Raw genomic sequence first — 14,170 nt, forward strand, 5'->3', positions numbered from 1 at the left:
CATGCTGGAAAAATATGAACAGGCACTGCAACACTGGCTGGCGGAAATTGTTGCCAACGGCGATGACGATGCATTGTTTGCTAGCGGTTATCTGCAAGGGCATTTTGCTGTGGTGTTGGCGGAATTAGAAACGGAAACAGAGCAGGGCGCTGATGCTTTGGCAACCAAGATGAATGACTGCCTGAAACAGGCGGCAAAAGAACTGGAAGACTCTGACTATCGGCTGGTAGAACACGCCTGGCTGGAGTTACAAGCTCGCATCGTAAGTTAGTGCGCCCATCCATCCCCGGAATCGTTCGGGGATGCTTACTGCTACATGTTATAACTCTTTGCCTTTTAAAAGTTTCCGCATCCACTTGCGGTTAGCACTCAAGTGCTCAAGCTCGGTTACGGATAGCGGCAGCGGCTGATGTGTAAGTTCCGCCGCCAGCATTTCGGCAGCCAGCGGCGCACTGCATAATCCACGCGATCCCAGTGCGCCCAATACATACAATCCTTGATGTAATGGCGCCTTGGTTTTGCGCCAGAAATCAATGTCATGTATGACCTTGGCTTGTGAGTAAATAGCCGTAACATCTGGTATGGCTCCAGCCATCGGTAGGTGATCGCGGGTGACCATGCGCACACCAACACGAGCTTGCTGCCCCATTTTAAGGTGGCGATGCCAAGAGGTATCAGGATAACTCTGCTGCAGCTTTTCAAGATTTTCTTGTTGCTCACTTTCGTTATAACTCAGTGACTGAGAATCTTTGACATAGCTGGCGCCGAGACAATGGATATGTTCCCATGCCGGCGTCAGATAACCTCTGGCGCAAAGTACCGTGTTAACCTCCGCCAGACCCGGCTGGGTGGGCACTTCACTGACTTGCCCACGAAATCTTGTCGCCGGTAACTGCGCGGTTTGTGGGTAGTCTATTAAGGCGCTGCCATTGGCGATAATGACGCTTGTATAGGGGCCATAGTTATTTCTCTGCGCATCACTGAGTTGCCATTTATCTGCGTTAGGCGTCAGCCTGACAATCTGGGTGTTTGCCCTTATCTGGGCGTAGCCGCATTGTTGTGCTTGCGCTACGGCGGCTTGGGTAAATTTTTGCGGGCCAACCCAGCCCGCTAGCGGATAGAAAAGCCCTAGTTCGTTAACGTTAACACCTGCAACAGCGTTGGCGGCATCAACGGCTAACCATTGCAAAAATTCATTAGTCCAAGGGTAAGCCGTGGCTATTTTTTCCAACCTGGCGCGGCTGTGTTGATCAAAGCCCGTAAGCAGTACACCACAGAAATCATGGGGGATATCGTGACCATAGGCGACTAATTGCTCAATGCGCTGACGGCTGAACAGAAAACCCTGCTGAAAAAACGCATTTAACGCATTGGCTTCCGGTATAAATTGTGGGTAAAGCGCTCCCTGCCGATTACCGCTGGCAGCCACCCCTACATCGCTATCGGCGTAAAATATTTGGGAATGAATTCCGCGCTCTGCCAGCGACAAGGCTAATGACGCCCCCGCGATACCTGCGCCGATAATGGCAACTGGCGACTCGCCGTCAAGGGCAGGCTGACAATATCTTGGATAAGGATAGTTCTGTGTTAATGCTTCATGTCGTAGTGCCTGACGTTCAGCCAAGGCGATGTCATCATTTACTTTAGTCATCTCCGTTGATGACTGACATTGAAATCCGGCGGTAATAAAATACGGTTTTAATGTAGCAAACTGCTCGTCCGGTAAATGGATAACGCAGTTATCGCAGCTAAATCTTGCCAGTTGCCAGATGAAGGGAGTGGTTGGCGTGAAAGGGGCTTGCCAGTACCACAGTGTTATCCATGGGCATGGTGCCATAATAGTTTTGAGCAGGTTTTTGTTGCAGCCTAGATAGAGATCAATGGTTACCCGACCAGCGTCCAATAGTAACCGTTGGCACATCTCTATGGGTAATAGGGTTTGCTGCAGCATGGTCTGTACTAACGGCAAATGCTTAAGTGGCTGCAATTGCTTCAGCAGTGCTTGTAAGTGTGTGTTTGCTTTATTTTCAGTATTGTCAGCCGCAAATACCAGCAGATGAAACTTGGTCGTTGGGCAGTGAAGCAAAGCCTTGGTACAGTGTTGTAATAGTCGTGGTAGTGCTGCGGTGCCGCAGCCTCCCAGATAGGTCGGTGTATGGGACTGTAAAGCTGTGTTTGCGGCAATCACGGACAGAGAAATCTCCTGTAACAGCGCGAAGGATGTTACATAGGTTCTGAAATTGGCATTATTTTATCTATATTTATGGAAAGCTGACCACTTATGCCTGCTAAAACAGCTAACATTGCGTCAGCAAATCGTAAGTACTAACAGTACGGAATGGATAGTTAAACATGAAAAGAGTTGTGATCACCGGTATCGGCATTGTTTCCAGCATCGGCAATAATAAGCAGGAAGTCACCGATTCCCTGCGTGCCGGTCGCAGTGGTATTACCCACTCTGCACAGTTTGAAGAGATGCAACTGCGCAGCCAGGTATGGGGCAATGTCAAACTTGATCCCAGTGAATTGATTGACCGTAAAGCGTTGCGTTTTATGGGCGATGCTGCGGCATACGCTTATCTGGCAATGAAAGAAGCGATTGAAGACGCCAGTCTCACCGAAGCACAATATTCCGATCCACGTGTAGGATTGATTGTGGGAACCGGTGGCGCTTCTTCGGCTAATCAGGTGCAGGCCGCCGATACTTTACGCAGCAAAGGCGTTAAACGTGTTGGCCCTTACATTGTTCCGCGGATCATGTCCAGCACTGCCAGCGCTTGTCTGGCAACACCTTATAAGATCAAAGGGATGAACTACTCCATCAGCTCGGCTTGTGCCACCAGTGCCCATTGTATCGGCCATGCGGTTGAACTGATCCAGATGGGCAAACAGGATATGGTGTTTGCTGGCGGTGCCGAAGAGATAGACTGGACCCTAACCATGGGCTTTGATGCCATGGGCGCGTTGTCTACCAAATACAACGATACCCCGGAAAAAGCCTCTCGCACTTATGATGCAGACCGTGATGGCTTTGTCATCTCTGGCGGTGGTGGCATCGTCGTGGTGGAAGAGCTGGAACATGCGCTGGCGCGTGGTGCCAAGATTTACGCTGAAGTCGTCGGCTACGGTGCTTCTTCAGATGGTTATGATATGGTGGCGCCAAGTGGTGAAGGTGCCGTGCGTTGCATGAAAATGGCCCTAGAAACCGTTGATACTCCTATCGATTATATTAACACTCACGGAACTTCCACTTTGGTTGGTGACGTGCGTGAGCTGGAAGCCATTCGTGAAGTGTTCACCGACCATGTGCCACCGATTGCGTCAACTAAGTCTTTGACTGGGCACGCCTTAGGCGCTGCGGGGGCTCATGAAGCAATATATAGCCTGCTAATGCTGCAAAATGGTTTTATTGCCCCATCCATTAATATTGATAAGCTGGATGAAGCCGCAGAAGGGTTCCCCATTGTCCGCGAATATCGCGATGCCAATCTGACTACCGTAATGAGTAACAGTTTTGGCTTCGGCGGCACTAACGCTACTTTGGTGATGCGCAAATATCAGAAATAATATCTGTCTCTGAACATTAGAAAAGGAAGCTACGGCTTCCTTTTTTACTGGCTGGAGACGGACGCTTGTAGAGAATTGAGATAAAATAGCGACTTGCTAAGAATCCTGCGCCGGAAAGAAAAGAGCCAATGAAGCTGGTTGTAGATGAAAATATGCCCTATGTGGCACAGTTGTTTGCACATTTGGGCGAAATAGTTGCCGTTAACGGCCGCAAACTGGATGTTGCCACGGTGGCCGATGCCGATATCCTGTTAGTCCGTTCGGTCACTAAGGTTAATGAAGCCTTATTGCGTGATAACCACAAACTACAGCTTGTGGGTAGTGCCACTATTGGTACTGATCATGTCGACCTTGATTACCTCGCGGCCAGAAATATCCCTTTCAGTAATGCTCCGGGATGCAATGCCACTTCGGTCGGGGAATATGTGTTTATAGCGTTGTTGGAGTTAGCGGCTAAGTATGGTACCTCACTGAAACAACGTACAGTGGGGATTGTGGGTGCTGGTAATACTGGCACCGCTGTCGCCAAATGCCTGAGTGCTTATGGGGTGACAACGTTGTTGTGCGACCCGCCGAAAGCACGGCAAGGTGATAACCGTCGTTTGTATCCGCTAGAAACGCTTTTGCACGAATGCGATGTTATTACGCTGCATGTGCCGTTAACCGAGACCAGCGTTGACGCCACCCATCACTTGTTGGATGCACAGCGGTTACAGGCGCTGAAACCTGGTTGTTGGCTGATCAATGCCAGCCGTGGCGAGGTCATTGATAACCAAGCACTCATTCGCGTTAAACAGCAACGTCCAGATATGGCGCTGGTATTGGATGTCTGGGAAGGTGAACCTAACCCTATGAGTGAACTGGTAGCGTTGGCAGATATCGCTACCCCTCATATTGCTGGCTACAGTCTGGAAGGGCGAGCCCGGGGTACGCTTATGTTGTATGCCAAGTTGCAGCAGATGCTTGGCTTGGCGCAAACCCAAACACTTGCCGATCTGTTACCGATGCGCTGGAATCGTCGTCTTGAAATCAATGCTGCTCCTACTGAAAGTGAACTGTTAGCCTTATGCCGTTTCGTCTATGACCTACGGGATGATGACCGCCAATTTAGGAAAATTCATCAAATTCCAGGTGAATTTGACAATATGAGAAAAAATCACCGTCATCGGCGTGAATTCAGTGCACTAGCTCTGGAAAACCTTAGTGGTTCTGGGGTAGATTGGTTGTTCGAATTAGGTTTTTCTGGAGTCCATCGGTAAATGTCGCAAGAATATAATGTTGTTGTGTTGGGTGCATCGGGTGCGGTCGGTCAGACCATGATTGAAATTCTCGAAGAGCGCAACTTTCCTGTCGCTAATCTGTATCCGCTTGCCAGCAGTCGCAGCGCTGGTAATACAGTGACCTTCCACGGCAAGCAGTTGGACATTATTGATGTGGAAACCTTTGATTGGAGCCAAGCTCAGATCGGTTTCTTCTCTGCCGGTGGAGATGTATCTGCCAAGTGGGCACCTATTGCAGCCGATGCAGGGTGTGTAGTTATCGACAACACCTCGCATTTCCGTTATGACGCAGACATTCCGTTAGTGGTGCCTGAAGTGAATCCTGGGGCCATTGCTGATTTCCGTAATCGGAATATTATTGCTAACCCCAACTGTTCAACTATCCAGATGCTGGTGGCGTTGAAACCGATTTACGATAATTTCGGGATTTCGCGGATCAACGTGGCCACTTATCAGTCGGTGTCTGGTACCGGTAAAAAGGCCATTGACGAACTGGCACAACAAAGCGCCAAGTTGCTCTCTGGTACGCCCTCGGAACCCAAAGTTTATCCAAAACAAATCGCCTTCAACGTGCTGCCACACATCGACAAGTTTATGGATAATGGTTACACCAAAGAAGAGATGAAAATGGTGTGGGAAACCCGCAAAATCTTTGGCGATGATAGTATTCTTGTGAACCCAACTGCGGTGCGGGTACCTGTGTTTTATGGCCATTCAGAAGCCGTGCATATCGAGACTGTACAACCCACAGATGCGGCAGCAGTCAAAGCGGTATTGCGTGATGCGCCAGGTGTCGTGCTGTTTGAGGACGATGACGATTATCCAACTGCCGTAACTGAAGGTGCTGGCTCTGATCCTGTGTATGTTGGACGAGTTCGTAAAGATATTTCTCATGAATATGGGATCAACCTGTGGGTGGTGTCCGACAATATCCGCAAAGGTGCGGCGTTAAATAGTATTCAGATTGGTGAATTATTGATCAGAGATTATTTTTAACTGAGTGATACCGATTGATTTACCTTAAAAAGCCTGCGCTTGAGCAGGCTTTTTTTGTTTTACAAATGTGAACAGTAGCAGCTGTAACGTTTCTGGTTTATAGTAATCCCAATAAATACAATGCCTAAAGCCAGTCGTTTACGGGCGAATATCAGCGCTTGGAAGGGAATAGTTGATGAACTTTCGCACTTCATATCTCGTGGGCCTGACGGCCGCTTTTTTTGCCCTTAGCTCACCGTTTGTGACCTTGTCGGTACAAGGGCAAAATTTGAAAGTGATCGGCCCGGATGGGCAGAGCAGGGAACAGCAACAGCCAAGACAGTATGGCCCAACAACGCCTAGTGACACCTTCTGGCGTATTGCCAATCAGGTAAGGCCTGATAATAGCGTCAGCATTTACCAAGTGATGGCGGCGATCTATGAAGCCAACCCTCATGCGTTTACCAGCAAAAACTATAACAGTCTCGAAAAGGGCATGATTCTGTTAATTCCGTCTAAAGAAGTGATGTTGGCGATTCCTCGGAGTCTGGCACAGCAACGGGCGGAGCAAGACGATCAAGCATGGAAACAGCAGACAGCCCCCACTGTCACCAAACGTAAAACCAAAGTTGAAACTGCAGCGGCGGCGCCTGTAACTGCACCCGAAGCAAAAAAATCTCCCGCTGCCAGCCCCGCATTATCTGCATTGGACGTGGATAATCTGCAGACGGCTAACCTGAATCTGACCGATGAACTTAGCCGTACCAAGGCGCAACTACAAGCCGCGGATGATGAAAAGAAACTGCTGCAATCGCAAATAGCCGAGTTGCAGCAACGCATGACCGTGCTTGAAGAATCACTGAAAGCCGCCAGAACAGAGGTGGCACAACTGCAGAACGATTTACAGGCGGCCAAGCAAACGGCTGATACTGAGGCAGTCAATCCCGCAGTTAAAGATGCCGTCACGGCAGCAAACAACGGCACCGAAGCCGTAACCCCAGCCCCAGTTAAGGCCGCAGCGCCTGATGCGGCCAAAGAGAGCAGCACTCAGCCACCTCAAACAACAACAGTCGTGACGGAACAGCCTAGCCATTTCTGGCGCACCATAGCAGACAATCCCGGTTTGATGATAACTGTTGCCTTGGTGCCAGCAGGGTTACTGTTATTCTTAGGATGGTTGTTCTTCGGCCGTCGGAAAAAGCCTACCGTTCAGCCTCAAAACGCCACCGACACGGATATGGAGCCACAGCTGGATATCCATGATGATGCGGCAGATTTGGACAGCGATGATGTCACTGCTATTCACCTTGATGATGAAGATATACTGGATGAACAGCTAAAAGATCTGCAGCAACTGCAACCTGAACCTGAAGGTCTGGCAGAGGCCGCATTTCATGATGATATGCCTGAGCACGAAATGTTTGTCGATGAAGGTGCCCCTAAGACCACAGATGACTTTACGGCTGATGATGCGCAGTCTCTGGACGACCTGTGGGCTGAGGCGATGGGCACCAAGACAGATGAACCCAATGTCGCGCTTAAAGATGATGATTTTGATTCATTGCTAGACGGGCTGGAAGATACCGATAACAAGGCGGATGCTGCTAAGCGCGATGCTAAAGAAGCCTCGTTGACCGATACCTTGCCCGCCGATGTTTCTGCCGCCTTAGCTCAGGAGTTTGGTGAGCAAGAAGATACACTTGCCAACAGTGGTGATGATTCTGATACTGCAGAGCCAGAGCCAGAGCCAGAGCCAGAGCCAGAGCCAGAGCCAGAGCCAGAGCCAGAGCCAGAGCCAGAGCCAGAGCCAGAGCCAGAGCCAGAGCCAGAGCTGAAGAAGGCAAAAGACGATTTCGATACGGATCCCGCATTTGCGGCAGCCGCTGACACTTATGTCGGCAAATCTTCAAACAAGTCTGTGGCGAATACTGGCGATGACGATCTTGGTGATAAAATTATCGCTGAGCTTGGGCTTGATGATGACGGAGACGACATTGCTGAGACCGATGTGGATGCTTTGTTGGCGGAGCTGGAGTCAGATTCCTCACCGCAGGCGGTATCTTCGCCAGAGCACGATGCCATACAGGATGCCATCGCCGCAGAGTTAGCTCAGGAGCTACCAGTTTCAGCCGTAGAAGATGATGCTGATGCATTGCTGGCGGAACTGGAGTCAGAATCCCCTGCGCCAACGTCTTCGCCAGAGCATGAGGCGATCCAAGATGCCATTGCCGCAGAGTTAGCGCAGGAACTGCCAGTTTCAGCCACAGAAGATGATGATGTGGATGTGTTGTTGGCAGAGCTGGAACGCGATGGCAGTGAAACCGTTGATGACGATATTGATAACCTGTTGCAGCGAGAAGGAAAAACGGCGACAAAAGAGACAGATACCGAGTTTTCATTGGAAGATGAGTTATCTAAGCCTGCGAAGGGTGAAGAGGACGATCTGGATGCATTACTGGCTGAACTTACTGAAGCTGAAAAGCAGAAGCCTGCTGCTGAGAAAAAGAATGTTAAGGAAAAAGACACCGGTTTCTTTGATGATTTGAAGGCACCCAAAACCAGCCGCGATGATGATATGCCTGAGTTGTCGGTTGCCGCTGATGATTTGACGGACGATGAACTGCTCAAGAGCTTTGCGAATGACGAAGATCAGTCATTACCGGAAGATGATGCTTATGATCTGCGTTTTGATGAGGCACAGGACAAGCTGACAGTCGATGAAGCGCTAGCAGCACTGGATGCTGACGAGATTGCCAAAAAGCCGTTGAAAGCAGTATCCGATGAGGATCTATCAGCATTCCAGAAAGAAAATGGTTACATTGACATTGATAAACTGCTCAATGATGCCAGCGAAGAGACTGACGACGTTGACCCCTATAAGTCTGTAGATGTGGACATGGGCGATCTGGATGGTTTGGTGGACGAACAGGATCTGGTGGATGTGGATGATGAGGAAAATTCCGTCAACGCCAAACTGGATCTGGCTCGAGCATATATCGAAATTGATGATCGGGACGCGGCGCGGGCACTCCTTAAGGAAGTTCAGGTAGACGGCAATGAGCGGCAGAAAGAAGAAGCTGAATCGCTGCTAAAAGATATCAATTGATTTCAAGGTTAACGATGACGGCACCTACGGGTGCCGTTTTTTTAGGCGATAAAATCAACGTAGCCAACAGTCACTAACATCTTCAGGATTTACAGCAGTTTCACTGTGGTTGATGTGGTAAAATCCGCGGCCTTAGAAATGATGGAGGATATGATGCGAATTGCGCTGGGCGTAGAATATGACGGCAGTGGCTATTTTGGTTGGCAGAGGCAGGCAGAGGTGGATTCAGTTCAGGGGCAACTTGAGCGAGCATTATCGGTAGTCGCCAATGAAACCATTGAACTGCAGTGCGCTGGGCGTACAGATGCTGGCGTTCATGCCACCGGACAAGTCGTGCATTTTGATACTAATGCTGTGCGTAATACTGGGGCCTGGACCTTGGGCGTCAATGCCAATCTGCCCGATAATATTGCGGTGCGCTGGATGAAGGAGGTTTCGCCTGAATTTCATGCGCGTTTTTCCGCTACCGCCAGACGTTACCGTTATATTATCTACAATCACAATTTGCGTCCCGGCATCATGCGCCATGGTGTTAGTCATTATCATGGTGAACTGGATGTGGAAAAGATGCACCAAGCCGCACAGTATTTGCTGGGCGAAAATGACTTTACCAGTTTTCGCGCAGTGCAATGCCAGTCAAAAACACCTTTTCGTAATCTGCACCGTATCAGTGTCAGTCGCCAGGGTCTGTACGTGATTGTTGATGTAGAGGCAAACGCATTTTTGCACCATATGGTACGTAATATCGTAGGGTCGTTATTGGAAGTCGGCTTGGGGAACCAACCACTGGATTGGTTAGGGCAACTGTTAGCCATGAAAGATAGAACACGGGCCGCTGCCACGGCGAAGCCGCAGGGATTGTATTTGGTGCATGTGACTTATCCTGCCCATTTTGGGTTGCCAGAGGTGCCTCCTGGTCCGTTATTTCTGGCAGACTGAATCAAGTCGTTGGTGTAAAGGCTGAAATAAAGCAAGGTTTACATGAAGATGAAGTTATCTGAAACCGCGGGGCAAATATCTGTGCCAGACGCATCTGCCAATTTGCAGCAATGGTTAGATTACCTATTAGCTATCCATCCACAAGAGATTGAACTGGGGTTGGAACGGGTGGCCGCGGTTGCTGCGCGATTAGCGTTGCTGGTGTTAGCGCCAGCGAAGGTGATCACGGTAGCTGGCACTAACGGTAAGGGAACCACTTGTCGGATGCTGGAATTGATCCTGCAGCAGGCGGGGGTTCGCGTTGGTGTATACAGTTCGCCCCATCTGTTACATTACAACGAACGTGTGCGGATCCAAGGTGTCGACGCCGCTGATGCCGATTTCATCGCGGCGTTTCAGCAAATTGAGCAAGCTCGTGGCGATATTTCACTGAGTTTTTTTGAGTATGGAACCCTAGCGGCATTGCTGTTATTCAAACAGGCGGCACTGGATGTGATTATTCTGGAAGTCGGTCTGGGCGGGCGCTTAGATGCCACCAATATTATTGATGCTGATGTCAGTGTGATTACTGCTGTTGATTTGGATCACCAAGCTTTTCTCGGTAATACCCGCGAGCAAGTTGGCTATGAAAAAGCGGGGATTTTTCGTAGTGGTCGACCAGCCGTGGTGGGCGATCCTCAAATGCCCAATACCGTGGCTGAAGTCGCCGCTGCAAAAGGCGCGCTGCTAAAACAGGTGGGCGTAGATTTTCACTGGCAGTCAACGGATGAGCAGCACTGGCGTTTCAGTGGTAGTCGTTGGCAGCTCAGTCAATTGCCTAAACCTCGGCTACCGCTAGCTAATGCAGTGACGGCATTAGCTGCATTGGAAGCCCTCTATGATGAGCTGCCGCGGGCGGCCATCGAACAAGGACTGCGACAAGCAACACTTAGCGGCAGGATGGAACATTTTTGTGAGCAGCCTTTGATTCTACTGGATGTTGCTCACAATCCCCATGCTGCACGTTATTTGGCGGGGCAACTGCAGGCATTGTCACGTCACGGTAAACTCTACGCGCTTTGCGGCATGCTTAAAGATAAAGACATTCATGGTGTATTAAGCGTGTTAGCACCGCTAATTGATGAGTGGCATTTGGTCACTCTGCATAATGAGCGGGGGGCAACTGCCCAGACGTTGCGGCACGCCTTACCGGCAACGACCTGTTGCCAGCAATATGATGAGATGGCGTCGGCTTGGAAGGCGTTATCAACACGTTTGCATAACACCGATGTGGTAATTGTCTTTGGCTCCTTTTACACTGTTTCAGGTTTCAAAGAAGTTGTCCAAGCTATTGGAAAGGAATAAAGATTTGTCGTCTCAATTTCACAACCGTTTGGTGGGCACTGTGGTGCTGATGGCTCTGGGGGTAATCTTTTTGCCGGATATTCTGGACGGTAAGAAAGAACACCAGCAGGAGCAATTTACGGAGATCCCCTTGCGGCCACAGACATCTGTTGCTGCTGATAATGCCAATAATACGGTGCTGAATGAGCCTAAAGCCGCCCCAGCGGTTACCGAACAGGTGGTTGAAGACACGGCCGCTAGCAGTAAAACGGCTAGCCCTGCATCCGCTGGGACAACCGTAACCCAAACAGAAAACAGTGTTTCAAAGGATGCACAAGTTGCCACTCAGCCACCAGAAAAGACCAAGCCAGAGCCTAAAAAAGCGATGCAGGTGAGTTGGACGATTCAATTGGGCGCATTTAGTAATGCCACCAATGTGAAAGGGCTAGTACAACGGTTGCGTGCCAGTGGCTATGCGGCTTATACGCTGCCAGAGAAGCCTGTGGAAGGTAAGTTGACCCGGGTGTTTGTCGGTCCGGAAGTGTCTTTGGAACGACTAAAAGAGCAGCAAGGAAAAGTCGAGTCTCTGACCAAATTGAAAGGGAAAATTATTCAGTTTAACCCATTAGAGAACTGAGTTTGCGTCACGCCTAGGTGGCAAATATTTGCGTACCGGGGGTGAGAATAAACTCACTCTCTGGTAGAATCCCCGCGAACTTAATCACTGCTGGACACTTCTACCCATGGTTTGGATAGATTACGCCATCATCTTTATTATTGGGCTTTCAACCCTCGTCAGTCTGATCCGCGGTTTTGCCAAAGAAGCTATGTCGCTGGTGGTCTGGTTTGCGGCATTTTTTATCGCCAGTCAGTTTTACCAGGATCTTGCTGTTCATATCACCCAAATCAACGATGAAATGCTCCGCAACGGTGTGGCGATTGCCATTCTGTTTATCGCTACGCTCATTATCGGCGCTATGGTGAATTATTTGCTGGGCCAACTGGTCAACAAAACTGGACTATCGGGTACTGACCGAGTTTTGGGTGCCTGTTTTGGCATCTTACGTGGGGTGTTGATTGTCAGTGCCATTCTCTTTTTTCTGGATGCTTTTACCGGTGCCCCTAATACCCCGTGGTGGAAAAGCTCGCAGCTGGTGCCTGAATTTGGCGTAGTGATCCAGTGGTTCTTCAATTATATGGAGCACGCCTCCAGCTTTGTACCCAAAATATAAAAAATACAGTTATCAGAATATCTTACAGTGAGGAAACTTACCCATGTGTGGTATCGTCGGAATAGTTGGCCGCTCATCGGTTAATCAGACCATTTATGATGCACTGACAGTGCTTCAGCATCGTGGTCAGGATGCGGCAGGAATAGTCACCGTTGACGGGCAGGCTTTTCGTCTGCGTAAGGCCAACGGTCTGGTAAAAGATGTGTTTGAGCCAAAACACATGCAGCGTTTACAAGGTAATGCCGGTATTGGCCATTGCCGTTATCCTACGGCGGGGAGTTCCAGTGCCTCAGAAGCCCAGCCTTTTTACGTCAACTCGCCTTTTGGTATTGCGCTGGCGCACAACGGTAACCTGACTAATACACTGGAACTTAGCGAAGGGCTGCTGAAAAAACGCCGTCACATTAACACCACCTCAGATTCCGAAGTGTTATTGAATCTGTTGGCCGATGAGCTGGACAAGACTGACAGCCTGAAATTATCTGCCGATGAAGTGTTTGATGCGGTGATGCGAGTACATAGCCAAACACGCGGCGCTTATGCGGTTACCGCCATGATTATCGGCAACGGTCTGCTGGCGTTTCGCGATCCTTTCGGTATTCGACCATTGATCCTTGGCAGGCATGAGACCGCTACCGGTACTGAATATATGGTTGCCTCTGAAAGTGTGGCCTTGGATGCCGTAGGTTTTGAGGTGATGCGCGATGTCGCACCAGGTGAAGCGGTATACATTACGCTGGATGGCGAACTCTTTACCCGTCAGTGTGCTGAAGCCCCTGTGTACGCGCCCTGCATATTTGAATTTGTTTATTTTGCACGCCCAGACTCCACTATCGACAAGATTTCTGTCTATGCCAGCCGTGTGCATATGGGCACTAAACTTGGCGAAAAGATTAAAAAGGAATGGTATGACCATGATATTGATGTGGTTATCCCCATTCCTGAAACATCCGTTGACGTGGCATTGGAAATTGCACGTTGCATGAACTTGCCGTATCGCCAAGGATTTGTCAAAAACCGCTACATTGGCCGTACCTTTATCATGCCTGGTCAACAACAGCGCAGGAAGTCTGTTCGGCGTAAACTCAATGCAATTAACGCCGAATTTAAAGATAAAAACGTGTTGCTGGTGGATGATTCTATTGTGCGTGGTACCACCTCTGAGCAGATTATCGAGATGGCTCGTGAAGCAGGTGCCAAAAAGGTTTATTTTGCATCGGCTGCACCAGAGATCCGTTTTCCAAATGTCTATGGCATCGATATGCCAACCTCCAATGAGCTTATCGCTTATGGCCGCGATGCGGATGAGATTGCCAAAATCATTGGTGCCGATGGTATTATCTTCCAGGATCTGCAGGATTTGATTGATGCGGTGCGCACAGAGAACCCCGATATCAAACGTTTCGAAACTTCAGTCTTCGATGGTCATTACATCACTAAAGATGTTGATCAGGCTTACCTAGATCACTTGACGCAGTTGCGTAATGATGACGCCAAAGCTAATCGCAATCGCGATATTGGTACAAATCTGGAGCTGCATAACGTTTGCCATCCGTAAAACAGCGTTACACGGTTAAGCATCGTTTTTAAAAAATCCCCGTTGTCCTCTAGGATACGGGGATTAATGTGATGGTCCGCCTCCCTTCTCAGCAACTATGCTGAGATTAGGCTAGACAGGAGGTAGACCATCATGTTTATTCAAGTACTCGGTATCGATTTAGGCAAGTCAAACTTTCATCTTATTGGCC

11 protein-coding genes are annotated in these 14,170 nt (G+C 49.4%); 10 read left to right on the forward strand and 1 reads right to left on the reverse strand.

The genetic code is table 11. The annotated features are described in order from the left end of the window. The first annotated feature begins 1 nt into the window (after nt 1). The gene (locus IE064_RS14900) at nt 2-271 is read left to right on the forward strand and encodes a YfcL family protein (protein WP_189618530.1); all 270 of its coding nucleotides are present in this window, start codon (nt 2-4) and stop codon (nt 269-271) included. A gap of 48 nt (nt 272-319) precedes the next feature. Here IE064_RS14900 and mnmC1 read toward each other — a convergent pair whose 3' ends face one another. Next, the gene (gene mnmC1 / locus IE064_RS14905) at nt 320-2,188 is read right to left on the reverse strand and encodes an FAD-dependent 5-carboxymethylaminomethyl-2-thiouridine(34) oxidoreductase MnmC1 (RefSeq protein ID WP_189618532.1); all 1,869 of its coding nucleotides are present in this window, start codon (nt 2,186-2,188) and stop codon (nt 320-322) included. A 164-nt stretch (nt 2,189-2,352) separates the two neighbouring features. Here mnmC1 and fabB point away from each other — a divergent pair, with 164 nt between their 5' ends. From fabB to purF, 9 genes are all read left to right on the forward strand, one after another. Then, on the forward strand, nt 2,353-3,567 hold the full coding sequence (gene fabB, locus IE064_RS14910; RefSeq protein ID WP_189618534.1) for a beta-ketoacyl-ACP synthase I: 1,215 nt from the start codon (nt 2,353-2,355) through the stop codon (nt 3,565-3,567). Between the two features lie 128 nt (nt 3,568-3,695). Then, nucleotides 3,696-4,826, forward strand: coding sequence for a 4-phosphoerythronate dehydrogenase (locus IE064_RS14915; protein ID WP_189618535.1), 1,131 nt, complete (start codon nt 3,696-3,698; stop codon nt 4,824-4,826). Beyond that, nucleotides 4,827-5,843, forward strand: coding sequence for an aspartate-semialdehyde dehydrogenase (locus IE064_RS14920; protein ID WP_133038865.1), 1,017 nt, complete (start codon nt 4,827-4,829; stop codon nt 5,841-5,843). 175 nt (nt 5,844-6,018) lie between these two features. Beyond that, nucleotides 6,019-8,928, forward strand: a complete 2,910-nt coding sequence (locus IE064_RS14925; protein WP_189618536.1) for a FimV/HubP family polar landmark protein — start codon at nt 6,019-6,021, stop codon at nt 8,926-8,928. A gap of 153 nt (nt 8,929-9,081) precedes the next feature. Then, complete coding sequence (gene truA, locus IE064_RS14930; RefSeq protein ID WP_189618560.1) at nt 9,082-9,867, forward strand: tRNA pseudouridine(38-40) synthase TruA; 786 nt, start codon at nt 9,082-9,084, stop codon at nt 9,865-9,867. A gap of 48 nt (nt 9,868-9,915) precedes the next feature. Beyond that, on the forward strand, nt 9,916-11,211 hold the full coding sequence (gene folC / locus IE064_RS14935) for a bifunctional tetrahydrofolate synthase/dihydrofolate synthase (protein ID WP_229800076.1): 1,296 nt from the start codon (nt 9,916-9,918) through the stop codon (nt 11,209-11,211). A 4-nt stretch (nt 11,212-11,215) separates the two neighbouring features. Beyond that, complete coding sequence (locus IE064_RS14940) at nt 11,216-11,827, forward strand: SPOR domain-containing protein (RefSeq protein ID WP_189618541.1); 612 nt, start codon at nt 11,216-11,218, stop codon at nt 11,825-11,827. Nucleotides 11,828-11,933: 106 nt separating this feature from the next. Beyond that, nucleotides 11,934-12,422 carry a CvpA family protein gene (locus tag IE064_RS14945; protein WP_189618543.1) on the forward strand — a complete coding sequence of 163 codons (489 nt, stop codon included), beginning with the start codon at nt 11,934-11,936 and terminating at the stop codon, nt 12,420-12,422. A gap of 43 nt (nt 12,423-12,465) precedes the next feature. Continuing rightward, the gene (purF, locus tag IE064_RS14950) at nt 12,466-13,980 is read left to right on the forward strand and encodes an amidophosphoribosyltransferase (RefSeq protein ID WP_189618544.1); all 1,515 of its coding nucleotides are present in this window, start codon (nt 12,466-12,468) and stop codon (nt 13,978-13,980) included. Nucleotides 13,981-14,170: the final 190 nt, after the last annotated feature.

The sequence above is a fragment of the Shewanella fodinae genome, from assembly GCF_014651955.1.
In the GTDB taxonomy this organism is placed as follows: Bacteria; Pseudomonadota; Gammaproteobacteria; order Enterobacterales; family Shewanellaceae; genus Shewanella; species Shewanella fodinae.

Excerpts from the sequence above, each read along its gene's own strand:
- IE064_RS14900 (WP_189618530.1), top strand. The coding sequence starts at position 2 with ATGCTGGAAAAATATGAACAGGCACTGCAACACTGGCTGGCGGAAATT.
- fabB (WP_189618534.1), top strand. The coding sequence starts at position 2,353 with ATGAAAAGAGTTGTGATCACCGGTATCGGCATTGTTTCCAGCATCGGC.
- IE064_RS14915 (WP_189618535.1), top strand. The coding sequence starts at position 3,696 with ATGAAGCTGGTTGTAGATGAAAATATGCCCTATGTGGCACAGTTGTTT.
- IE064_RS14920 (WP_133038865.1), top strand. The coding sequence starts at position 4,827 with ATGTCGCAAGAATATAATGTTGTTGTGTTGGGTGCATCGGGTGCGGTC.
- IE064_RS14925 (WP_189618536.1), top strand. The coding sequence starts at position 6,019 with ATGAACTTTCGCACTTCATATCTCGTGGGCCTGACGGCCGCTTTTTTT.
- truA (WP_189618560.1), top strand. The coding sequence starts at position 9,082 with ATGCGAATTGCGCTGGGCGTAGAATATGACGGCAGTGGCTATTTTGGT.
- folC (WP_229800076.1), top strand. The coding sequence starts at position 9,916 with ATGAAGTTATCTGAAACCGCGGGGCAAATATCTGTGCCAGACGCATCT.
- IE064_RS14945 (WP_189618543.1), top strand. The coding sequence starts at position 11,934 with ATGGTTTGGATAGATTACGCCATCATCTTTATTATTGGGCTTTCAACC.
- purF (WP_189618544.1), top strand. The coding sequence starts at position 12,466 with ATGTGTGGTATCGTCGGAATAGTTGGCCGCTCATCGGTTAATCAGACC.